This is a genomic window from Micromonospora lupini, assembly GCF_026342015.1.
Taxonomy (GTDB): Bacteria; Actinomycetota; Actinomycetes; order Mycobacteriales; family Micromonosporaceae; genus Micromonospora; species Micromonospora lupini_B.
Genome location: NZ_JAPENL010000001.1, coordinates 80,124 through 102,984, shown reverse-complemented (window position 1 = coordinate 102,984; position 22,861 = coordinate 80,124). Strand labels below are relative to the sequence as shown.

19 protein-coding genes and 1 tRNA gene are annotated in these 22,861 nt (G+C 69.0%); 14 read left to right on the top strand and 6 right to left on the bottom strand.

The annotated features are described in order from the left end of the window. Positions 1-836: 836 nt before the first annotated feature. Positions 837-2,879 carry a HelD family protein gene (locus OOJ91_RS00435; RefSeq protein WP_266241255.1) on the top strand — a complete coding sequence of 681 codons (2,043 nt, stop codon included), beginning with the start codon at positions 837-839 and terminating at the stop codon, positions 2,877-2,879. A gap of 277 nt (positions 2,880-3,156) precedes the next feature. Further along, positions 3,157-3,291, top strand: a complete 135-nt coding sequence (locus tag OOJ91_RS00430; protein ID WP_266241253.1) for a hypothetical protein — start codon at positions 3,157-3,159, stop codon at positions 3,289-3,291. A 123-nt stretch (positions 3,292-3,414) separates the two neighbouring features. Here the strand turns inward: OOJ91_RS00430 and OOJ91_RS00425 are convergent, their stop codons facing one another. Then, the gene (locus tag OOJ91_RS00425; RefSeq protein ID WP_266241251.1) at positions 3,415-4,059 is read right to left on the bottom strand and encodes a hypothetical protein; all 645 of its coding nucleotides are present in this window, start codon (positions 4,057-4,059) and stop codon (positions 3,415-3,417) included. Between the two features lie 374 nt (positions 4,060-4,433). Here OOJ91_RS00425 and OOJ91_RS00420 point away from each other — a divergent pair, with 374 nt between their 5' ends. From OOJ91_RS00420 to OOJ91_RS00410, 3 genes are read left to right on the top strand one after another with little or no spacing between them, the layout of a single operon-like run. Then, a complete protein-coding gene (locus OOJ91_RS00420; protein ID WP_266241249.1) occupies positions 4,434-5,063 on the top strand; it encodes a hypothetical protein in 630 nt (209 codons plus the stop codon). A gap of 3 nt (positions 5,064-5,066) precedes the next feature. After that, positions 5,067-6,335, top strand: a complete 1,269-nt coding sequence (locus OOJ91_RS00415) for a nucleotidyl transferase AbiEii/AbiGii toxin family protein (protein ID WP_266241247.1) — start codon at positions 5,067-5,069, stop codon at positions 6,333-6,335. An 8-nt stretch (positions 6,336-6,343) separates the two neighbouring features. Continuing rightward, positions 6,344-6,826 carry an HIT family protein gene (locus OOJ91_RS00410; RefSeq protein WP_266241245.1) on the top strand — a complete coding sequence of 161 codons (483 nt, stop codon included), beginning with the start codon at positions 6,344-6,346 and terminating at the stop codon, positions 6,824-6,826. A gap of 77 nt (positions 6,827-6,903) precedes the next feature. On the opposite strand, the gene OOJ91_RS00405 is transcribed toward OOJ91_RS00410, so the two are convergent. Further along, positions 6,904-7,416 carry a MarR family winged helix-turn-helix transcriptional regulator gene (locus tag OOJ91_RS00405; RefSeq protein WP_266241243.1) on the bottom strand — a complete coding sequence of 171 codons (513 nt, stop codon included), beginning with the start codon at positions 7,414-7,416 and terminating at the stop codon, positions 6,904-6,906. Between OOJ91_RS00405 and OOJ91_RS00400 the strand changes: the two genes are divergently transcribed. Further along, positions 7,415-8,734 (top strand): FAD-dependent oxidoreductase, encoded by a 1,320-nt coding sequence (locus tag OOJ91_RS00400; RefSeq protein WP_266241241.1) that lies wholly within the window; start codon positions 7,415-7,417, stop codon positions 8,732-8,734. The two genes, OOJ91_RS00405 and OOJ91_RS00400, sit on opposite strands and share 2 nt — an antisense overlap. 124 nt (positions 8,735-8,858) lie before the next feature. Here OOJ91_RS00400 and OOJ91_RS00395 read toward each other — a convergent pair whose 3' ends face one another. Next, complete coding sequence (locus tag OOJ91_RS00395; protein WP_266241239.1) at positions 8,859-10,211, bottom strand: hypothetical protein; 1,353 nt, start codon at positions 10,209-10,211, stop codon at positions 8,859-8,861. Positions 10,212-10,444: 233 nt separating this feature from the next. Here OOJ91_RS00395 and OOJ91_RS00390 point away from each other — a divergent pair, with 233 nt between their 5' ends. Beyond that, positions 10,445-11,218, top strand: a complete 774-nt coding sequence (locus tag OOJ91_RS00390; protein WP_266241238.1) for a gamma-glutamyl-gamma-aminobutyrate hydrolase family protein — start codon at positions 10,445-10,447, stop codon at positions 11,216-11,218. A 194-nt stretch (positions 11,219-11,412) separates the two neighbouring features. Next, on the top strand, positions 11,413-14,982 hold the full coding sequence (locus OOJ91_RS00385) for a WD40 repeat domain-containing protein (RefSeq protein ID WP_266241237.1): 3,570 nt from the start codon (positions 11,413-11,415) through the stop codon (positions 14,980-14,982). A 4-nt stretch (positions 14,983-14,986) separates the two neighbouring features. Here the strand turns inward: OOJ91_RS00385 and OOJ91_RS00380 are convergent, their stop codons facing one another. Beyond that, a complete protein-coding gene (locus tag OOJ91_RS00380) occupies positions 14,987-16,018 on the bottom strand; it encodes a DUF1611 domain-containing protein (RefSeq protein ID WP_266241236.1) in 1,032 nt (343 codons plus the stop codon). A 214-nt stretch (positions 16,019-16,232) separates the two neighbouring features. Between OOJ91_RS00380 and OOJ91_RS00375 the strand changes: the two genes are divergently transcribed. Continuing rightward, the gene (locus OOJ91_RS00375) at positions 16,233-17,075 is read left to right on the top strand and encodes an aminotransferase class IV (protein ID WP_266241235.1); all 843 of its coding nucleotides are present in this window, start codon (positions 16,233-16,235) and stop codon (positions 17,073-17,075) included. 14 nt (positions 17,076-17,089) lie between these two features. Here OOJ91_RS00375 and OOJ91_RS00370 read toward each other — a convergent pair whose 3' ends face one another. Beyond that, positions 17,090-17,383: an NIPSNAP family protein gene (locus tag OOJ91_RS00370; protein ID WP_266241233.1), complete on the bottom strand. Its 294-nt coding sequence runs from the start codon at positions 17,381-17,383 to the stop codon at positions 17,090-17,092. A 76-nt stretch (positions 17,384-17,459) separates the two neighbouring features. Between OOJ91_RS00370 and OOJ91_RS00365 the strand changes: the two genes are divergently transcribed. From OOJ91_RS00365 to OOJ91_RS00345, 5 genes are all read left to right on the top strand, one after another. Further along, on the top strand, positions 17,460-17,732 hold the full coding sequence (locus OOJ91_RS00365) for a hypothetical protein (RefSeq protein WP_266241231.1): 273 nt from the start codon (positions 17,460-17,462) through the stop codon (positions 17,730-17,732). Positions 17,733-18,227: 495 nt separating this feature from the next. After that, a complete protein-coding gene (gene cspE, locus OOJ91_RS00360) occupies positions 18,228-18,431 on the top strand; it encodes a transcription antiterminator/RNA stability regulator CspE (protein ID WP_043326981.1) in 204 nt (67 codons plus the stop codon). Positions 18,432-18,757: 326 nt separating this feature from the next. Continuing rightward, positions 18,758-18,886 (top strand) — tRNA-OTHER (locus OOJ91_RS00355). Positions 18,887-18,940: 54 nt separating this feature from the next. Continuing rightward, positions 18,941-21,100 (top strand): hypothetical protein, encoded by a 2,160-nt coding sequence (locus OOJ91_RS00350; protein WP_266241221.1) that lies wholly within the window; start codon positions 18,941-18,943, stop codon positions 21,098-21,100. A gap of 73 nt (positions 21,101-21,173) precedes the next feature. Then, the gene (locus tag OOJ91_RS00345) at positions 21,174-21,974 is read left to right on the top strand and encodes a B3/B4 domain-containing protein (RefSeq protein ID WP_266241219.1); all 801 of its coding nucleotides are present in this window, start codon (positions 21,174-21,176) and stop codon (positions 21,972-21,974) included. A 43-nt stretch (positions 21,975-22,017) separates the two neighbouring features. Here OOJ91_RS00345 and OOJ91_RS00340 read toward each other — a convergent pair whose 3' ends face one another. Then, positions 22,018-22,512 carry a hypothetical protein gene (locus tag OOJ91_RS00340; protein WP_266241217.1) on the bottom strand — a complete coding sequence of 165 codons (495 nt, stop codon included), beginning with the start codon at positions 22,510-22,512 and terminating at the stop codon, positions 22,018-22,020. Positions 22,513-22,861: the final 349 nt, after the last annotated feature.

The window sequence follows — 22,861 nt, the reverse complement described above, 5'->3', positions numbered from 1 at the left end:
CCCGAACGCGAAGTGCCCTCTTGGCACCTCGCACGTCCCGTCGTCCCGGAGCCGGTCGCGCGGATCTCTCGTCGCCTACCGGCCCGCAGCGTCGGTAGGTGACACGGCTCGGCGCCGGCCGCCGTGCGGTCGGGTGACCACGACGTCCTGGCGGCACTCAGGCGCGCTCGCTCGGATCGCGTCCGGACACGGCCGATGTGAACGAATCCGGCGTGGCGGCTTCCCGGCGTCTCGGTCTGATAAGCGATATACCTGTGAGTCATATCTATGACTCACAGGCATATGGCTCAACCCGGTAATGCCTCCGGTCGGATTCTCACGGCCCGCGCCCAATCGGAGGACAGCGCGGTCGGACGGTGGAAGGTCCCTCGACGCGGCAACGGCCGCGACGTCACGCCTCGGAGTCGCGAGCATCGGCTGCCCCCCGCCCGATCGGCGAAGCGGGAAGTTCCGGCGGACGTCCCCGGCTCCGCAGCGCGTCGAGGAGCGCGACCAGGGCCAGCAGGTCAGATAAGGACCGGACTGTCAATGAGCGAATGTGGATTGATTGAGGCCACAGGTGACCCGGGCACTGCAAGGCATTGAGATTCCCATCTCTGCCGGCGGAATTCCTGGCCGACGAGGGAAACCCATCTCTATGCTTGCCGCCGACCGGACTGCGGCTCATCCGGGCCGAGGAACACCAATACGGGGACTTGCGAATGCGCCGGAAGTCTGCTCTGAACAATGGCACTCCTAGCGTCAACGACGTAACACCGGAAGGCGAACCGCCGACCGTAATCGCAGAGGACGTCGCGCGCCGATCCGCGGTAGCCGAGGAACAGGCGTTTCTCGACATGGCCACGGCCCGCCGCGACAGGCTCGCCGAGCACCTCCAGGTCGAGCTGTCGTCAGAGGCCCTGGACGCATTGGAGCGGGCCCGGCAGCGCATGCTCCGCCAGCAGTACGACGAGCTCCGGCGAGCAGCGGAGGGGCTGGTCTTCGGCCGCCTCGACGGCCTTGACGGCACCGTACGACACGTAGGCCGTGTCGGTCTGCGCAACGACGGCGATGACGGTGAGTCACTGCTGGTGGACTGGCGCGCTCCCGCAGCTCGACCCTTCTACACCGCGACGGCTGTCGACCCGCAGGGTCAGGCACGGCGACGGCACATCCGCACCGCGGGGTCGGCCGTCGTCGGCGTGGACGACGAGCCGCTCGACGGAACCGCGACGGCGGACCTCGTCGGCGAAGGCGCTCTCCTGGCCGCCCTCGACCAGCGGCGCACCGGCCGCATGTCGACGGCGATCTCCACGCTGCAACGCGAACAGGACGACATCATCCGGGCGGAGGCGACCGGCCCACTGATCGTTCAGGGCGGCCCCGGCACCGGCAAGACCGTTGTCGCTCTGCACCGCGTGGCGTACCTGCTGTTCACGTACCGGAAAATGGCCGAGCAGGCGGTCCTGGTTCTAGGCCCGTCGCCACGGTTCCTGCAGTACATCGCCCAGGTGCTCCCCGCCCTCGGTGAGACCGCGGTCGTCTCGGCGACCTGCGACACCCTGCTGGCCGGCGTTCGGGTGGGCCGCGACGAGAGCCGGCACCTCGCCGAGATCAAGGGCCGCGCCCTCTGGCAACCCGCGCTCGAAAGCTACGTCGCGTCGCTGCTCCCCCGGCCACGCGAGCTGAAGCTGCGCTGGGAGGGCGACTTCTACGTCATCCCGGCCACAACCGTGGCGCAGGCGCTCACCTCGGCGACGCAGGGACGCCCGTACCACCGCGCCCGCGCGGCGTTCGCCGAGCAGGTGCACCACCTCCTCGCCGATGTCGTCGCCGAGCAGCGCGAGGCGCTGATGGACGAGATGGAGGAGGGCTTCGAGGACATCCTCGCCCGCGTCGACAAGAGCATGGGGCACGACCACCAGTCCGCTCGGACGTCCACCGGCAGCGACGTCAACGGGCTGCTGTCCGATGAGGAGATCGAGCACCTTCGGTCCCGGATCGCCGAGAACGCCACCATCGCCCGCTTCGTCGAGGCGTGGTGGCCCACCCTCGACCCCGAGACCCTGCTGGGAAACCTCCTGACCGACCGCACCCTGCTGGCCCGGTTCGCCCCGCAGTTGGTCCCCGAGGAGATCACCGCCGTCACGGACGAGCCCGCCGGATGGGCAGCCAGCGACATTCCTCTGCTCGACGCCCTGGCCGAGCTGCTCGGCGAGGTCGACGCGCCGCAACCACAGGGCGAGTTCGTCGCCGACCGCGCGCGCCGACAGCGTGGCTGGGTGTACGGCCACGTCGTCATCGACGAGGCGCAGGAGTTGTCCGAGATGCAGTGGCAGATGGTTCTCCGGCGCTGTCCCAGTCGCTCCATCACCGCCGTCGGCGACATCGACCAGGCGGAGGCGGCCCACCGGCACACCGGCTGGGCACAGGCAGTGCGGGCCGCTTTCGGAGACCGTTGGACCGCAGCGGAACTCACCATCTGCTACCGCACCCCGCGCGAGGTCATGAGCCTCACCGGACCGGTCTTGACGAAGGCTGGCAGCCACAACACACCGCCACGAGCGGTACGCTCCGCCGGCATCGCCCCCTGGGAACGCACTGTCGCACCCGCCGAGCTTGCCGGTGCTGCCGCCGAAGCCGTGCGGCAGCTTCAGCAACGGTGGCACGGCGGCACCGTCGGCGTCATCGCACCCGCCGACCGCATCGCCGAACTCCACGATGTGCTGAGTGACGTGCCAGTGCTCACCGCCACCCAGTCCAAGGGATTGGAGTGGGATGCGACGCTCCTCATCGACCCCGAGGGCATCGCCGCCGAGCCGCGCGGCTGGAACGGCCTCTACGTCGCGCTCACCCGATGCACCCAGGAACTCGGACAGCTGATACTCGCGCCGCGCTAGACGAGTAACTCCTCACCATGGCTGGGGCGCTGGGCGCGGCCGGCGGTGACCGTCGGTCACCTCCGAGGGGGCGGATGCGGTGGTCAGCGGTATACCTCAGAGTCATATTCATACCTCTGAGGTATACCGCTGAACAGCAAGGACCAGGTGGAACAGCGTAGGGTCGGCGTGCAGTGGAGGACTTCGTGCCCACCGCGCGGGTCTTCCGTCACCTGCAAGGCGCGATCAGGCGAGTTCCACGCCGCACGTTCACCGACCTGCTCCAGGAGGTTCGATCATGTCCAAGGACTCGACGAGCAAGGCGAACGTCAAGAAAAAGGGTAAGACGATCAAGGAGAAGCAGACTGCGAAGCGCCTGAAGCGCGACGAGCAGAACGGGCGTTCCTCAAACATCGTGCCCACCGGTCGCTGACGCCGACAGCATCGCCCAGTTGTTCGCATGCGGCGATGAAGGTGGGGGCTGACGATCGTCGGATCCCCACCTGCCGCCGCCGTAGAGGTGCGGCAGCGCGCTGGAGACCGCCGCACCTCCGGATCAGGTTCCGTTCCGGTGACGGCGGGCTTCGATGTCACGCAACACGTCCGGGTCCCACTGGCCGGCGTTCCAGTCGTCGCTGGTCGGAGTGGGCGACAGCGGCCACGCCGGAACTTGCGCGGCCACCGGCGAGTAGTGCCCGGCGACGACTCGGTCGACGTGGGCCATCAGCCGCAAAACTCGCGCCCGGCTGTGCAACATGCCCCCGATCAGCGCAGCGGCTCCAAGGGTGCGTAGGGCCGCCTGACCGAACAGGACCGCCGGGGCGGTTCGGTCGGTGGCCAACCAGGCGACGGCGGCGCTGATGATGAGGCAGGAGGTGAATACGCGCGCGCCCCAGTGGCGGCTGTACGAGCGGCCCGGGGAGCCGTGCGCCTCGGCGAGCTGGCGGGCGCCGCGGCCCCAGATCAGCCCGCTGACGACCAGGCCGATGATGGCGGCGAACAGGACCAGGTTCGTCAGGACGAAGCCGATCGCTGCGGCAGTGCCGGACGCGGGCCGGGAACTGTCGCTCGGGATGCTGCCGAAGACGGCCGCGGCGACCGCGGCCAGGATGTAAAGGACGGCGAACCCGATTGTGAACCAGGCCGCGACGTTCCAGCCTGTTGTCCTGGGCCCGGGCGGAGGTGTTGAGGACCGGCACACGTGGCCCTGGCCGGGGTGTTGGAGTTCGGCTCCGCATGTCGTGCAGCGCAAAGTGTTCTCCTGAGCGGCGCGGCCGAGACTTCGCTGGGCCAAAGGATCTACCGGATTCGGTGCGTAGAGGATCATGCCCCGGTCGGTGCCGATCGGGCGACCCCGATCCGCCGCCAACCGCTGACCGAAGGGCAGGGAGCCGGAGACGCCCCGGCGCCCGAGGTGGACGACGCCCGCCGCGCGATGCTCGTACCGCAGCGATCGAGTGGCTACCGTCGTACCGACCCCGTTGACCCAGACCACCGAGAGAGTTGTCCGAAGACTGGATCCGAGTGTCCGGTCAGCGGGCCACTGGACCTGGCCGGCGCCGATACGATCCACTCGTGGAACTCGATGTGCTGGCTCGTTTGGCCGACGTGGCGGATGGCCAGTTCGGCTACCTCACCCACGCGCAGTCGGCCGCCGTCATACCGCCGGGCGACCTGCAGCAACTATCGGCGGCCGGCCTGGTGGAGCATGTCTCGGCCACGGTCGTACGATTTCGGGCCGGCGGCCGCCACCTGACGCCCCGCCTGTACGCGGCCTGGCTGGATCTGGACCCGGCGACTCCGGGATGGGAACGGGTCGGCCCCCGGTGCGGCGTCGTTTCGCACGCCGCAGCGGCGCGGCTCTGGGGAGTCGGCGCGGGGCCGGGCCCCGAGGTCGAGTTCACCGTGCCGCACCGCCCGGCCGGGCCCGTGCCGCCCGAGGTGCAGTTCCACGTGGGCGCCCTCACCGAGGGTCAGTGGACGGAACGCCACGGCATGCCGGTCACCACACCCGTACAGACCCTTCGTGACCTGGCGGCGACGGGCCGTCTCGACGGCGCGGAACTCGGCCGTGTCGCCTGGGCGTTGATGTCGGCGGGACACGTGTCCGAGGAAGCGCTGGCTGCCGGGCTCGCGCCGGATCACCCCGACCCGTCGGCGACTCTGCGGCATTGGCTCGACGCGGCTGACCACCTGGACGGGTGACCGATGACCGAGCCTCTCTCGGGGCACATCGGCCCGGATTTCCGTGCGGCGTTCCCGACCTGGGCGGACCTGCGCCGTCATGTCACCGCACATGCCGACATCCCGGAGTTCGACACGGCCCGCGGTCTGCAGCACCTGCTGAAGGCGGACGTGGCGAGCCGGTTCCACGAGGTGGCCGGGGTCTCCTGGATGCTGTATGGATCCACGGGCCTGCCAGCGCGGGTACCGCCGGGCGCCAGGACCGGCCTGGGCCCATCCGCCAGCGGTGTCGACGCGGCGTACGTGATGACCCGCTCGGCTTTCGACGTCGACCTGGCCCTCGTCGGTGACGAGGGCCAGGTGGGCGATCGCCGCCATCTGACCGAGCGCCTCGCCGCCGCCCTGCGGACGGTCGCCGCCCCGGAGGCCGAGCCCGGAACCGCCGCAGGTATCGGGTTGGGCGGGCTCGTGCGGTACAGCATCTCCGCCATGCGGACGGTGCCGGAGAACGGCAAGGTCTACGGACAGATCACGGCCCAGCCGATCAACCCCCGGTACGGCGTGCTGCGGCCGCCCGCGGTGGACAGTCCACTGACCGTCGAAGTCGACCTGAGCCCGTACAAGGCGGTCACCCAGCCACCCGAGGTGGCACAGCGCCCGGTGCTGGGTCTCCAGATCCCCGGGTTCCAGCCCTTGGTGCCGTTGCTGACTCCGAATGCGGACGCGATGGCCGACAAGATCTGCAACCTGGCCGGCGTGCCCCGCAGTTCGCGCAACGCCGACCGCCCACCGGCCTTCCACCGGTACAAGGACCTTTTCGACATCTACTACATGATCGAGACCTGTCCTTTCCGGGCCGGCCCGCTCCGGCAGGCCACGGAACAGAACCACAACATGCCCCGCATCGGCCTGCAACGGCTACCGGTGCCGTACCAGCTCTTTCGCGAGCAGGACGCCGGCGGGTTGACGCCACTTCCCTGGGCCAGGGAGTACGAAGCCCTCCGCCAAGGATCCGTTCAACTCGGGCACTACCCGACCTTCGAGCAGATGCGCGCTCGGGTGGGGTCCTTTGCCGATGCCCTCGCAGCCGCACCCGACGACGCCGTCTGGAATCCGAGCCGCGGCTGGCAGACGCTACCGCAGCAGCGGCGCTCGGCGGCTCTGCTGGCTTTCCCGCAGGTGGCAGAGAGACCAGGTGAACGGGCCGCCCAGCCCGGCAGGGGTGACCCGCCACCGCCCGCCCAGCGGCTCCGGCCCGAACAGCGCCGTGACCAGCCCCCACCGCAACGATGAGGAGCGTCATGTCAGCGCCGTCATCCTGCCTGTCGTGTGGGCAGAACGCCGAGAATTCGAACCGCCGCCCCGAGAATTGGATCGCCTCCGACGACAACTGGCGGGTCAGTCACGCGATCGGTGCCGCAGTCGCCGGCTGGCTCGTCCTGGTGCCACGCCGGCACGTCGTCACCATCGCCGACCTCACCGACGAGGAGGCCGCCACGCTGGGGACTTGGCAGATCCGGCTGTCTCGAGCACTGCACACGGTGACCGGATGCGCGAAGACCTACATCGCGCAATTCGCCGAGCTGGCAGGTTTCGAACACGTCCACTTCCACGTCGTGCCCCGCGCTGGTGGGCTGCCCCATCATTTCCAGGGCCCCCGGGTCTTCCGCCTCCTCGGCAAGCCTGACCAGCCCGCCGTCACACCCGCCGAGGTGACCCGGGTGTCCGCTGCCCTGCGTTCCTACCTCGGACGCTCCGAGACCTCGGCGGCGCCACCGCGGTGATCGGCAGGTGCGTCACCCCGCGTCGACGGCGGGAGGGGGTTCCCCCTGCACGGATGGGCTTCCGCAACGCCGGGCGATCAGCGCGGTAGTCCATCCGGCGGCCGGCGCTTCCGCGTCGAATGTGGCCTGCCGCCCTCGCGGAGCCGGGTGGCCTCGCGCAGCGCCACGTCGCGGCCGGTGCGGGCGAAGTCGGTCAGCAGGCGCAGCTGGTCGTCGGTGAATCCGGCGATGCGCTCGGTCAGGTATGCGGCCATCGGCTGGTAGAGCGCGGCCAGTTCGTCGGCCCGGTCGGGCCTGGTGTGCACGGTGATCCGGCGGCGGTCGTTCGGGTCATGCTCGCGGCGGACGAGGAATTGCGCCTCCATCCGGTCGAGCATCTTGCTCACCGCGCCGGTGGTCATGCCCATCCGTTCGGCGAGCTGAGTGGGTGTGACGGCGAGACCCGCGCTGACGAGGTTGAGGCAGTGCAGGTCGTTGACCGGTACGCCGAGCTGGTCGGCGACAGCCGACTGGAACAGCGCGGTGGCACTGACGAACTGCGGGATCTCCACCCAGGCAGCCGCCACGAGCGCCTCGTGCCCCGTTGACATGCTCACCTCATTCCAGATAACTTCCCCAAGAAGTTACTTCTTGGGGAAGTTACTTCCCGAGTGGGATGACCCCGTCGAGAGCCTAGAACAGGAACGAGAGGGCATGACTCACGCACTGATCATCGGCGGCGGTGTCGCGGGTCCCACCGCCGCCATCGCACTCCAGAAAGTCGGAATCGACGCCACCGTCTACGAGGCGTACGCCACCACGGCCCACGACGTGGGGGCCAGCATGGGCATCTCTCTCAACGGCCTCGACGCGCTGCGCACGCTCGACGCGCACACAGTCGTCCGCGACGCTGGCTTCCCGGTACCCCGAGGCGTCATGTGGCTCGGCAACGGCAGACGCCTCGGCGAGGGACACACCGGCACTCCGCTGGCCGACGGGACGCTCCCGATCGTCATTGGACGCTACGACCTGTACGCCGCGCTGCGTCAGGAGGCCCTCCGCCGCGGCGTGCCCATCCACCACGGCAAGCGCCTGGCCCACGTCGAACACCGCGGTGACCAGGTCGCAGCGCTGTTCACCGATGGCACGGAAGCTGTCGGCGACCTCCTCGTCGGCGCCGACGGCATCGGGTCGACGACCCGGCGCTTCGTAGCCCCGCACGCACCACGACCCCGATACGTCGGGCTCATCGGCACGGGCGGGATCACCCGCGACGTCACACCGCAATTCGATCCTGGTGTGATGAACATGGTCTTCGGCAGGCGGGCATTCTTCGCCTCCATCGCCAGTACGGACGGTAGCGTCTGGTGGTTCGCCAATCTGCCCCGGGCCGACGAACCCACCGCAGCCGACCTGGCCGCGACCTCCGGCTGGCGATGGCAACAGCGACTGTTGGAAGCCTTTGCCGAGGACAGGTCGCCGGCCGCGCCGCTCATCCGCGCGACACCGCCGGACTACACGTGGTTTCCCATGCACGACATGCGCGCCCCGAAGCGGTGGCACCGCGGACGCGTCGTCCTGATCGGTGACGCGGCACACGTGAGCTCACCCAGTTCCGGCCAGGGCGCGTCGATGGCCTTCGAGGACGCCGTGCAACTGGCCCGCTGTGTGCGAGACCGAGTCGATCCGCCTGCGGCGTTCGACGCGTACCAACGGTTGCGCGCCGACCGGGTCGGCAAGGTGCTGGCGGGTGCCAGACAGGTCAACCGCAGCAAGGCGGCCACAGGCGTGAGTCGCGTCCTGCGCGACGTGACGTTCCCCCTGCTCATGAGAAAATTCAATACCCCAGAGGCGTTCGCCTGGCTGTACGACCACCGCATCGACTTCGACCGGCCGATAGACGATCAGCCCGCCGCGAACGACCGCTGACGGGCCTCGGCGTCGCACACCAGCCTGTGACCCAGGGACACGTTCTGGCCGCCGGCCAATCCGCCCTGCTCGGAAGGCTCTTCGACTGACGGCCTCGGAACGCCAGAACGACATACCGCACTACTCACGAGATGGCCGGGCCAGCTTCAGCGTCTCCTGCGAAGAGCGGCGTGGCGGTGCCGTCCGCCACCGAGCGCGACAGGTCTGCCAGGCGACGCCGGGCCGTTTCGGCGTTGTCGGCGAGCACCACGATGTCGACCCGCCCGGACGCCGCGAGGTGACCCACGTTGTGCACGAGCAGGTCGCCACGCCTGGTGGACGGATCCCAGAGCCTGCCGTCGAGACGCTCGATCAGGACGTCGAACGGAATCGAACGCAGGTGCGGATTCCGCAGGGCGCCGAAGGCGTACGGCGGTACTCCGTCGGAGAAGAGGCGGTCCACCATGGCTCCCAATACCGAGCCGCCGCTCCACCTGGCATTGCAGTCGACGACCCGAACTTCCGCCTCCGCGAAGGACCGGCCGGTGACGATGAAGTCCAACGACAGACGTCCGAGATATCCCAGTGCTTGCAGGAGCACCGCGATCGTCGAGGCCTGGGAGCGCAGGCGGCGCACGATCGTGAGCGGCAGAGCCCCGGCGACGCCGCCGCCGAACTGGGACCGCTCGGCGTCGGTGAAGCTCTGATCGATGACCCGGCCACAGATCGGCGGCGCTGTCTCCCCCGGCGCTATCGTGACCTCGATGCTGGGTGCGGCGAGTGTCTCCTCCCAGCCGGTCACCAGCACGGCCGAGTCATCTCGGAGACCCAGGTCGCGGTAGACGTCGCCGGCCCAGGCGATGAGGGCCTGCCGGTCGAGCCGCCGCAGGGCGTCGGTGGCGAAGACGCGCATGCCCAGACCGCCGGCGGAGTCCGGTATCCGTACGGCGAGTTTGGGCGAGTGTCGGGAGATCTCCTCGATCACGGCCGGGAAGTCGACGAAACGGCGCGTCAGCCGCAGCCGGGGGATCGCATCGGCGCCGAGCAGGTCCGCGACTCTACTGAGAAACCAGGACTTGTCATTCGCCAACCGGCACAACCGCGGAGGCGGCCCCAGCACTGGCACCGATCGATGCGCGGCGTGGGACATGCGTTCAGCGAGCTGCCAGGCCGCCTCGGACGCGTGGTAGGGATGCAGACAGGCGCCGCCGCGAGCGGCTTCGACCAGGACGGCCGACGTACGGCTGTCGCTCCATGCCGCCGAACACAGGTCGGTGGCGGAGTCGGGATGCAACCAGTCCGGATCACCCAGCCCGAGGCGCCCCGAGTAGTACTCGTCGAATCCAGCTGGTGGCCGTGGCCGACAGACGATGATGTCGTCGTCTCCGGCGCGCAGCCGGGCTCTGAGCTGAAACCCGTCCGGGTACGGGATTTGATTCATGAGTCGAATCGCGCTGTAGTCGTCGAACAGGACAGACCGTCGAGCGATGGTCCACACCCCGCGATCCGCCGTCGCTTCCTTCTGCGCGTGTAGTTCCGAGTCGCCGTGGAGAATGTCCGCCGCCAGCCGCCGTGGATCTGGTCCCTTCCGGGATTGCGATGATCGCATCGGTATTCCTATCTGGTCCCGTCGCATCGAGGATAGAGAAGCCATCAATGACAGCGAGCGGCCCGCCGCCGCGTGGTCACTGTCGCTTGTCGTGAGTCGCACTGGGGCGAGAGGCTGACCACGTGAGATCGCCAACAGGTACCACCCCCGTCGTCGGCGTGCTTGCCTGTACCAGCCAGAGCGCCACCGGCACCACCTACTCGCACGTCAACAGGACGGTCGTGAGTCAACTCGCTCGGCACGCCGACGTTGCCGCCGTACTGATCCCGGCCACCGAGCCGGACAATGCCGCCGCCATCCTGTCGGTCCTCGACGGCCTCGTGTTGCCCGGTGGTCCGTCCTTCCTACACCCGGCCCGTTTCGACACGAGCACGCCGATATGGCCGGACCGCGCCTACGACCCTGCGCGCGATGCCGTCGCCAGCGCTCTGCTCGCCGCCGCGGCCCACCTGCCCGACCTGCCGGTGCTCGGCAGTTGCCGGGGCATGCAGGAGATCGCCGTGCACAGCGGCGGGCTCCTGTGCGAGACCGACCCCACAGGTAGCCACCGGCGGCTACCCGATGAGAACGACGACCGGTGGGGCCCGGCTCACCCCGTCACCCTCACCCCGGGCGGCCACCTCGCCAGTCTGCTCGGCTACCCACCCAGCGCGGAGTTCATGGTCAACTCCCAACACTGGCAGGTCGTCGACCGGCTGCCGGCCGGCGTCAGCGTCGAAGCGTTCGCACCCGACGGCGTGATCGAAGCCATCGCCGTCGACCGGCCACACCGATTCGTGCTCGGCGTTCAATGGCACTTCGAACAGCACACCGCCCGCAGCCCGCTGGACCTGGCCCTCCTGGCCGAGTTCGGCGGGCGCTGCCGGACCCGACACAACGGCGGGTCCACTCGCTGACACGGGCCGCCGCCCAGGTGGCGACGTGTCGGGCAGGGCGCCACAGGACGGCTTGGCGACAGATGTCGCCTTGCGCCGTTGACACATCGAAGCGATACCATGGGCGAGGCGTACGCATTCTCGGCTCCCCCGGGCACTGACGACGGCGGCACGGGGTTCGCCTCGGGGCACGTTCTGTTGGACTCGGAGTCGGCGTGAAGAGACAACGTGCACTCGCGCTGTATCTCAACGTCGCGCTGATTCTGGCCACGAGCCTGCTCGGTCTGATCGGCAACTATCTGACGAACCTGAGTGAGCCGCCCACGTACCTGCGGGTTCTGCAGTCCGTGGCGATCCCGGCGTTCGTCGCGATCGTGGTCCTGCTCGTCGTCGGGCAGGTCGTTCTCCATGTCGTGGCGAATCCCAAACCGAAACGCTCCGACTGGGATCCGCGCCGGCCGCCTTACCCCGGGTTGGAGCCCTTCCGGGAGGAGGACTCCGCCGTCTTCTTCGGTCGGGACCAGCAGATCTCGGACATCGTCGGGCGGATGCTCGCTGCCTCGGCGGACCCTCGTGAGCGGCTGCTGGTGGTGGTTGGCTCGTCCGGCGGCGGGAAGTCGTCGCTTGTGCAGGCGGGTGTCGTTCCGACGCTCAAGACCCGGCGGTGGATCAGCCTGCCCACGATCAACCCGGGCAGCGCACCTGTGACGAACCTGGCCAAGGCCATCACCGAGGCGCTCCCGGAGCCGGTCGCCATGCCGGTCATCGTCCGGGCGATACGGGAGAACCCGGCGAGCGCGGCGAACTACGTCGCCACGATCCGCCGAGGGATGGGACGCCGGTTCGGCCACGTGCTCCTGGTGATCGACCAGTTGGAAGAGCTGTTCACACTGTCCGGCGAGAGCGACCGGCACCTGTTTCTCGAGATCGTCGAGCGCCTGTTGGCCGCCGACTCCCGGTTGTCGGTGATCGCAAGCATGCGCATCGAATACCTGGCGCAGTTCCTCGACAGCGACATGGCGGCGCTGTTCCAGAATCCCGTCGCGATCGGTGCCATCAAGACGGAGTACCTCACCGCGATCATCGAGGAGCCGGCCCGAATCGCCGGTATGACGTTCGAGCCGTTGGTCGTCAACCGGATCATCGCCGACGTCGGCACGACCGACGCGCTGCCGCTGCTGGCGTACCTGCTGCAGGAGCTCTTCTTCGAGGTCCGGCCTGGCGCCGCGGTGAGCCTGAAGGCCTACCTCGCCACCGGTGGGGTCGGTGGCGCACTCACCCGGCAGGCCGACCAGGTCGTCACCGAGCTACGCGGGGAAGGCGGCATCGCCCCGATCCTGACGACCCTGCTGCGGTTCGTCTCGCTCGACTCCAACGAGGCGACCAAACGACCTGTAGCTCTGGGGGAGCTGAGCTCCGAGCAGCGCCATGTCGTCGCCGCGTTCGTGGACGCGAGGCTGCTGGTCAGCAAGGTACAGGACGGCGAATCAGTCGTGGAGGTAGCGCACGAGTCGCTGTTCCGACTCTGGGCGCCGCTCCGGCAGGAGGTCGAGACGCGGGCCGAGCACCTCCGTCGGCGCTCCGAGTTGGAGCGGTGGGCTGCCGACTGGCAGCACTCCGGGCGTAGCGACGACTACCTACTGACCGGGCAGCGGCTGGCGCTGGCCGAGCAGTGGCTCGCCGGTCTGGAGGCGCTCGGCCAGGCGAGCGAGGTGGTCCGGGCCCTGATCGAGCAGTCGAAGCGCCGAGACCTGGCCTTCCTGCGTCGCGTGTCGGAGAACATCGGCCGGTACGTCCTTGCCAATGCCGAACGGTTTCCGGAGCTGTCGATCCTGCTCTCCATCGCGGCGATCGCCGAGGCGCCCATCACGCCGCTGATCGAACGCGCCCTCATGTCCGCGCTCGCCTTCAGCCACCTGCGACGCGTGCTCTCCGGGCACACCGACACCGTACGTTCGATCGCCTGGTCCCCGGACGGCCGCCTGATCGCCACCGGCTCCCGGGACAACTCCATCCGCGTGTGGGACCCCAACTCCGGCCGGGCGATCGCCGAGTTCACCGGTCACGACGCCATGGTGGAGGCCATCGCCTGGGCGCCCGACTCGCGCCGCGTCGCCAGCGGTTCCCGGGACCGTACGGTCAAGTTGTGGCGGGTGGGCGCGGACGATCCGCCGCCGACCCTCTACGGCGCCGACGACCTGATCCGTGGCACGGCCTGGTCGCCGGACGGCGAGCACGTCGCCGCAGGCGCACAGGACCACCACATCCACGTGTGGCGGACGGACACCGGCGACCACACGGCGACCCTGCGCGGGCACACGGGCGATGTCTACGGCCTCGCCTGGTCGCCGAACGGCACGCTGCTCGCCTCGACGTCGCACGACCGCACTGCCATCGTGTGGGACTTCGCCACCGGTGAGCAGCAGACCGTGCTGCGGGGGCACAACGACTTCATCGAGGGCCTGTCGTGGTGCCCGGACGGGCGACGGCTGGCCACGGCCTCGGGCGACCAGACGATCCGGATCTGGGACGTCACCGACGGCCGTCAACTGCTGCTGATCCGTGGACACACCGATTTCGTCTGGGACGTCTCCTGGTCACCCGACGGACGGTCGCTGGCCTCCGCCTCCAGCGACCGCACCGTACGGATCTGGGACGTCAGCGACGCCCGGGAGATCGCCGCGCTGCGTGGTCACGAGGACGCCGTGTGGGGGGTGGCCTGGTCGCCCGACGGCACCGCGCTCGCCTCGGCCTCAAGCGACCACACCGCCCGGGTCTGGTCGATACTGCCCAGCGGTGCCGAACGACAGGCGTTCACCGGGCACGCCGGCGGGCTTCGCGCGGCGGCGTGGGCCACGGGCGGATCCCGGATCGCGACCGCCTCGGACGACGGGTCGGTCCGGGTCTGGAACGCGGCGTCCGAAGTCGTCAGCACCTTCACCGGGCACGTCGGCACCGTCTGGGGGGTGGCGTGGGCACCCGACGGGCAGCGCCTCGGCTCGTGCTCGAACGACGGCTCGGTGCAACTGTGGCGCCCGGACAGCGTCCAGCCATACCTCCGGCTGGACGAAGAGACGATCTGCGAGGGTCTCATGTGGGCCCCGGACAACACACGGATCGCCACGGCCTGCCGGGACGGCACGGCGTCGATCTGGAACGCCACGACCGGCCGTCGGCTGCTGCAACTACGCGGCCACACCGACTGGGTGGTCCGCGTCTCCTGGTCGCCGAGTGGACGCATGATCGCCACGGCCTCGGACGACCGTACCGCCCGGGTCTGGGACAGCTCCACCGGCGAGGAACTCGCCGTCCTCCGCGGCCACCACAACTGGGTGGACGGTCTGGCCTTCTCACCTGACGAACAGTTCGTCGTCACCTGCTCGGCCGACTGGACCTGCCGGATCTGGGCCCCTCGCACCGGTCGGCACATCCGGACCCTGGAAGGCCACGAGGGGCGGGTACGCGCGGTCGCCTGGTCGCCGTCCGGTGATCAGATCGCCACCGGCTCCTACGACCGCACCGTACGGGTCTGGAGCGCGCTTGACGACGCGGAGTCGCGGGTGGTCGGCGTACACGTGGATCGGGTGACGTCGGTCGCCTGGTCGGCCGACGGGCGGACGCTGCTCACAGCCTCGCTGGACAAGTCGGCCCGAATCTGGTCGGTCCAGCCCGACATCGACGACCTCCGGAGCCGAGCCCGACACCGGGTGTTCCGACATCTGTCCGCGGGAGAGCGACAGTCACACATGCTCTCGCTGCCGGACGAGTCGCCCGCGCAGCAGTGACCCCTCATCGTCGGTCGCGCTCGGTGTGCCGAGTCAGCCGCAGGACGGAGTCCAGCAGGATGGCGGCGGCGCCGGTGGCCCGGGTGTCGACAACCGGCACGGGATAGCGTTCCTCCTCGTGGAACGGACTGCCACCGAAGACCGAGAACCCGGCCAACGTGGCGGCAATGCCGACGCGGCGACAGAGGTCCGCGATCGTCTGGAGTTCATCGGTCACCGGCGGGACCGGTAGGCCGGGGAACATCGCCCGGACCTGACGATCGGTGTCATGGCACATGATGATCGCGTCTGGCGCCGCTCCATAAAGGAGGTTGACCGAGTTGCCACCGTAGACGCGGTGCAACGTCGCCGCCTGCCCCTCGACGACGACGAGTTCGTGCCCCGCGTCGGCCAGGCGGTGGACGGCACGCTGCACGGCCCCAGTGATGAAGTCCGCGAAGATGCGGTCGACCTGCACCGCCGCGTCCGCACCACACATGGCCGCGATCTGCCCGGTCGCCAAAAAGGCGCTACGCATGCCCCGGGAGAGCGCCTCGCGGTGTACCGCGAGGGCTGTCGTCATCTTGCCGACGGCGCAGTCGGTGCCGGTCGTCAGCAGCACCGTCGCGTCAACCGACAGGTCGGCCGACAGCGTCTCCCGGGGGCCGTCGCCCCGCACGTCGACCAGCTCGACACCGGCGGCAGTGGCCAAGCCGACCAGGTCGGAATCGTCGTTCAGCCGGGCGTGTGTGCTGCAGATGACGTTGAGCCCGTGCCGGATCGCGTCGACGGCCACAGCCTTGAGCCGGGCCGGGACGACCGTGTGCGCGTCCATCGAGTTGACGCCGATCACCACGCTACGGGCACCGGCTCGGCGGGCGCTGGCGAGATCGGGCACCACGGGCACGCCAAGCGGCCCGACCCCGAGGACCACGCCGGCATCGGCGCCTGCGTGGCGTGCGTCCACCACGCAGGCGACGGTCCACCGCGTGCCGGTCAGGATGAGGCCGGACGCCGTCTTGGTGCCAGGCAGACCCAGCCGACCATCGGTCCACACGGCAACGGGATCCAGAGCGGAGGAGGTCGTTTCCCTGTTCCCGGTGGGTGCTTGCATCAGTCATCAATCTGCTGAGCGCGAAGTGGCTGGGGCCCGTCATAGCATAGGCCAACGGCAATGCGGCCGAGCGGCACAATCGGCGGCGGCGCTCCGACCGAGGGCAGGCCAGGACTGTCCGCACACTCCTGGCAGTGTGGCGAAGGAGTGTGCGGCAATGGACCGGCTTGTGGCAGTCTTCGGCATCGGCCTGGTCGACCCGGCCGCGCCGATCGTCCATGCCGACGACCCGGGGCTGCTGCGTGGCGACGGGGCGTTCGAGGCGTGGCTCCTCGCCGGGGGTGAGCCCGTACTGCTGCCCGCCCACCTGAACCGGTTGTCCCGGTCGGCGCTCAGCCTGGCGCTGCCGCTACCGAAGCTGGACGCGCTGCGCACCTTCGTTCTCGACGTCGCGGCGGCCTGGCCCCGCGACGTCGAGGCTGTCCAACGTCTGGTGTGCACCCGGGGGCGAGCCGGCACCGCCAAGCCCACCATCTTCACCACAGTGGAGCCCGTACCAGCCTGGACGTCTGTCAACCGGAAGCGCGGCCTTCGTCTCGTCACGGGCACCGTCGGGTTCCCGGTCGGTGAACGCGCGAAAGCCCCGTGGCTGTTGGGCGGCGTGAAGTCCCTGTCGTACGCCGTGCACACCGCCAGCCAGCGGTGGGCCTCCAGCCGGGGCGCCCAGGAGATGCTCTGGCTCAGCTCCGATGGCTACGCGCTGGAGTGCCCCAGTTTCAACCTGGTGTGGATCCGATCCTCGACCATGTTCACCGTGCCGGGCTGGTCTGGCATCATCGCCGGCACCACGTCGGGCGCGCTCATCGGGCAGGCGGCCACGCTCGGCCTGGGCACCGACGAGGCCCTGGTGACCCCCGACGAGTTGGCGCACGCGGACGGCGTGTGGCTGACCGGGTCGCTGAGTGGGATCCTGGCCGCCACCGAAATCGACGGGCGTCCGCTGACGCCGTCCCCGCTCCTGGGCGAGGCCAGGCGGTTGATCGGCTATCCCGAGATCTGACGGGCCGCCCGCCGTCACAGCACCGGGTCGACAGTGCGGACATCCTCGCCGATCAGGTAGTCGTGGGGGTCCAGGCCCATCGCGGCACGCTCCGACGAGCGCCAGTAATCGGCGTTGGCCTCCTCGAACGACTGCGGACCGGGGTGCGACACGAGCCAGATGTGCTGCTGACGCTCGGCATCGACCCAGGACCCCGAGATCTCGAAGCCGAAGCGCCGGCGCAGGGGTACGACGAGCGTCCGCCAGGCCGTCACCCACGCGTCGAGCCGTCCCGGCCGGACGGTATAGATCCGCAGTTGCGTCGTCACGTCCCACCCCCACCTCGGCACCGCAAGCCCTGACGATACGCCGTCCCAACGTCTCAGCTTCCCGTCAAGATCGGTAATGTGGTACGGGCGGGTGGTGCTGGACCAGACCGGTCGGGCACGAGTGCCGCTGCCGGACTGGTTCGGGGCTCTCCACACCGACCTCTGTTACCTGCTGACCGCCTTGGGACGCCCGGCGCCGCAGTTGCACGTGGCCGAGGAGTTCGACGGCACCGGGTTCGTGGTGGCCGGCGGGTCGGCCGGTGGCGTGGCCCGGATCGATGCGCTGACCTCCGACGTGGAGGCGGGCCGCGAGCTGGCGTACACGACGGACATCCCGCAGCACAGCTAAGGCTCTCCGTTGCCTCCTGGCGTTGCCCGGCCTGGTCTCACTGTCCCAGGCCGGGCCCGCCGCCGTTCGGCCGGTGAGGATGGGATGCAGCGTCGGCTGCCCCGGCTGGCCGAGCCGTACCCCGAAACCGTCATCCGAGCTCAGATGCTTGGCGACGGCACGTTCAAGCCAGGACAGAACCCTTCGTGGTGTGCCGTCACTTCCGTCGTCGCGGCGTTGACGGCCTGGCCGACGTTCGCTTCACGGTCGTGGCCGGGCAGCATCGACGAGGTAGGCAGGACCGGGTCCACTCACCTCTGGGGAGTCGACGACGGATCATGTGCTACGGTAGCCGAGTTGCAGTTTTGATTTCCGTAGACGTTTTTTAGCGCCTGATGGGGCATCTGAAACCCCTCCAGGCGCTTTTCGTTTTTCGTGTCGTTTCGACGCGGGCGATCAACGCGGCGGCGTAAGGGTCCGCACAGTGCGGTCTCTAACAGCCTGCGAGGAGCAGACATGACTACAGGTACCGTGAAGTGGTTCAACGCCGACAAGGGCTTCGGCTTCATCAGCCCGGACGACGGCGGCGCCGACGTCTTCGCCCACTTCTCCGCGATCTCGGCGAGCGGCTTCCGCAGCCTCGACGAGAATCAGAAGGTGGAGTTCGACGTCACCCAAGGCCAGAAGGGCCCGCAGGCGGAGAACATCCGCCCGCTCTGATCCACACTCTGCGAACGGCGGCCCGACTGATTCAGCGGGCCGCCGTTCGGCGTTTCATGCGCTCACCACGGCATCTCACAATCGTCCGATCGGCAGAAGCCCGGCCATCTCGGCGTAGCGAGTGGGTGACGCAAACGAGCGCCGCAGCACCACCGCCGCCTGTGGCGAAATGGATCGGCGTCGTCGTCATCGCCTGCTTCGGCCTGCCCCTGCTACTGCTGTCCTCCGTCTCACCGCCGGGGCGGCACTCCCATGTCCGCCGCGTCCGGTGGCGACTTCGAAACGGGATAGCCATGTCGGACCGGCCGGTGCGATGATCGACATCTGGGTCGCTAGCTCAACTGGCTAGAGCATTCGACTGAGTAGTGCGTCCGCTCTCCGCTTGCGCGGTGATGGGTGCGCTTCCTTCTCCTAGTTGGATCGAAGGGTTCGGGGTTCGAGTCCCCGGCGACCCACTGTGCGCGGCTGCGGGCCGGCAACAGCCGGAGTTGACCGGAACGGGGAACCACGTGCTCGAGAAGCTGATCATCCAGAAGACCCTGCGCGTGCCGGCCAGCACCGGCGCGGCTGGCGATGGCACGCCGGTGGCCCGGCAACTGGACGTGGCGCTACTCGATGTTGGGTTCTCGGCGTCGCAGGCTCTGCTGGAGCACATCGGCGCCCTGGCGCCGGCGCCGGCGATGGATCTGGCCGCCTTGGTCGTCTCGGCGGTACGCGAACTGGTGGGCGACCATGTCCGGCACAACGCCTACTTCATCGGTTTCCCTGATGACGTGCCGGACACTGCCGAGTTCTGGACGGAACGGCTGCGGGCGGCCGTTTTCACCGGCGGAGGCACGGCAAGCGACGAGCAGCTGCGGGACGCCGTCGCCTCGGGTGCGGTGAACCTGCTGGACCTGCCGGCTTATGGGACCTACCAGCACACCTATGCCGAGCTGTTGGCCGCGCACGACGAGCTGATCACCGCAGCCGGTGACCGGGTGACCTTGCTGCGCCTTGGCGACGCCGCCGACGTGGAGGCAACGCGGCTGTATCTGGCCCTGGCGGGTAGCTCAACGCCGCACGGCGAGGCGGACCTCGCGATCCTCAGCGAGCTCGCGGTCGCCTGCGTGGACGGCGCGCAGCCGGCCGAGATCCCGGTACGGGAGAACCGTGCCGTGCTCAACGGGATCCGCCTCGTCCTCGGCCGGCCGCTGGTCGGCGTGGACACGACTACCGACGTGCTGCGTCTTGCCTGCCAGGTCTCCGGCGGGGACGCATCGCTCGTGACACCCACGCGATTCCGCGCCTTCCGGCGCCCGGAACGGCGGATGCTTCTGGCCGCGCTGAACGACGTCGTCGGCGCGAGTCCCGGCAAGCTCGGTGACGTCGTGCGCTACGCGGAGCGGTGGAAGCGGCTCGGAGAGCGGCTGCATCCGCACGAGTACGACCAGTGGCCGCACGCACAGGCGGTGTTCGAGGTCGCGCGTGGCGAGCGGCGAGTACGCACCCTCGCCGGTCACGCGGAGGCGGCGATCCGCGCCGGAGCCATCGGTTCGGCCACCTCGGTGCTGTCGGCGGCGCCGGGTCTACTCCTGCGATCTGCGGACCGGCTGCTGCGGCTGGCATCGGAGCCGGAGCGTAGCGGTGTAGTCGACGCAATCGCCGGCGCGCTTGGCTCGGCGTCGGGCCGGGTGCTGCTCTCGCTGCGGGAGCATGTCGACAACCGGCTGACGCCCGTGTCGGCCCGGATGTACGCAAGCCGCTCGCGCAGCGCCTGGGTAGGTCCCGACGAGCGGCCGCCGCTGCCGGCCGCGCTGGTGGCCGAACTGTCGTCGCTCCTCGACGCAGAGATCAGCGCCCGGCTGCCGCGGCCGGAGCGACCGCTGGTGGTGGACCCCGAGGTGTTCGACGTAGCACTGCCGCTGTCCGGCAAGGCGGCCGAAGGCGGATTCGCGGTCTTGCCGAGGGGCTCCCGGGCGTCGGTGTCCGGTGAGCTGCTGCGGTTCTTCACACACTGGCGCCAGGCAAGTCGTCGTACCGACTACGACCTGTCGGTGCTGCTGCTGGATGACGAGTTCCACAGTGCGGGCCAGGTGTCGTGGACGAACTATCGCCACGATGGCGTGGTGCATTCCGGCGACATCACCGACGCGACGAACGGGGCGACCGAGTTCATCGATGTGCCCCTGACGACCGGCGGACGCTATGTGGTTCCGCAGGTTCTCATCTATGCAGGTGAGTCGTTCGACGAGGTCGCCGAGTCGATGTTCGGGTATCAGGCCCGCACACGGGACCAGTTCGGTGCCCCCTTCGACGCGCGGACGGTCCGGGCGCGTTCGCACCTGCGCGGCAAGGGCCGGATCGCGCTGCCGATGGTGTTCGCCAGGAGCGAGGACGGCTGGCAGGCCGTCTGGCTTCACCTGTACCTGCCGGGTTCGCCCTCGTTCAACCGGGTGGAGGACAACACATTCACCACAGCCGACCGAGTACGAGCACTGATGGAGCGGCGCTACCTCACCGTGTCCTACCTTGTCGACCGGTGGCGGGCACGGGCCGAGGTGACGACATGGGACGGCCGGCGACCGGACGAGCCGATCACGTTCATCGGCATTCAGGCGCCTGAGGATCTGCCAGACGGGTCGGAGGTGTATACACTTGACCGGCTCAGTGAGCTGATCCCTGGGTAACGGCGACAGCCGAGGCCATGCGGGCGCTTCCTTCTATTTCCGTTCAACTCGGGAACCTCCGCGCAAGCGGAGGATGTGGCTATCCAGCTTCCGCGCTTTCCTCGGCTCTCGCACCACAGGAATCGATAACCATCCTGATCCGACCTGGCGAGGCAGCGCGACGCCACCTTCAAGCAGCAGCCTCTTCGGCCAGAATCTGCTGCTGCGGCGCGGTCCCACTGTCGTCAAGGGTCAGCTGCTGTTCCGTCCTGCGCCCCAGATCGACGAGTTCACCGCCCGCGCGAAGGCCCGCCTGACCGTCGACCCCGAGGCGGGGTTTCCGGAGATTCAGGCGTGGCAGCGCCTTCGCCGGGCTCGCCGTGAAACCCACCAGTACCGGTGCGCCTCCGAGGCGCTGCCCCGGCGTCTGCGGCTCGACGGCTCGCTGCCCCGCCTGCACCCGCTGGTCGACCTCTGCAACGCGATCTCCGTCGCTCACGCCATCCCGGTCGCCGTGCTCGACACGAACCGCATCAGCGGCGACCTGACCCTGCGGCACGCACGCGCAGACGAGGAGCACCTCACCTTCGCCGGCACGACCGAGCGGCCGGAGCCCGGCAAAGTGATCTTCGCCGACACCGCGGGACGGGCGCACGCGCGGCGTTGGACCAACCGGCAAAGCTGCCACTCGGCGGTCCGAGCGGAGACCACCAACGTGCTCATCGTGGCGGAGGCGCTGCACGCCACGGCCGCCGACTTGCTCACCGCGCTCCTCGCGCGACTGGGTACGACGTGGCCGGCGCCAACCGGGCACGCGGTGCTGACGGGGCCGGTCCCGGCGTACGACGTGCCGCCCATCCCGCTCGGTGCGACGCACCCGTCGACGCACAGTTGAGTGCGGACGGCGACGTGTCACAGTGCAGGCGCGCGTGAGTTCCTTACGGCTGGCACTGCTTCGCACCCCGATCGGCCAGGACACTTATGGTCTGCCAGATCCCCTGCTTGTTCTTCACGAGCTTCGTGTTGTAAAGGACGTAGGACTTAGCGGTGGTCGCGTTGTGGTCCACCTTGCCCGCCTTGTTCTTGATGTACGAGTCGCTCTCGTCGGAGCAGTAGATCAAGTTGGCGGAGCCGTCAGCGACAAGCGTTACCTTGCGGTCGAAGAAGCGCGTCACGCCGACCCAGGTGTCGCCCTTTCCGAGATAGCCGCGGACGTAGGTGACCGACCCCTCGAGAGCCCTGTCGGTGCTGTAGAAGCCGATCGCCGTCGTCTTGTCCGACCGTTTGAGGATCGCCTCGTCCAACGAGTTGACCCACTGCTGGTTGTCGAACAGGACGGCGTCCTTCACCGGATCACCTGTGTGCTGGTCCTCGAAGATGTTCGTCGCTCCGCTGGGCAGCTCGATCGGCGGCAACTCCGCGGTGTTGCTCACATTCGTGGGCGTGGGCGTGGGCGTGGGCGACACCAGGGCCGTCGTCGGTGGCGTTGTCGCTGCAATCGGGTCCGGTTCCTCAGCCTTGCCGCCATCGCAGGCCGTCATCAGCAGGCAACCGGAGAGGACCAGCGCAACGGTCGAGGGTAGATAAGGTCGCGTCGACATCGGGTCCCCCATCAGGCTCACAGCACGACCGGCACGAGAAGGCTCTGGCCGGGTGGGAAGCCAGCATGCCAGAGCCATAATTGCTGGTGCGCCGCCAGGGTCTCGGAACCCGAACCCGCGGATTAGGAGCCCCGTCGATGCCGTGCTCATCGGTCCGCACGGAGCGGGAAGGACCGGTGAG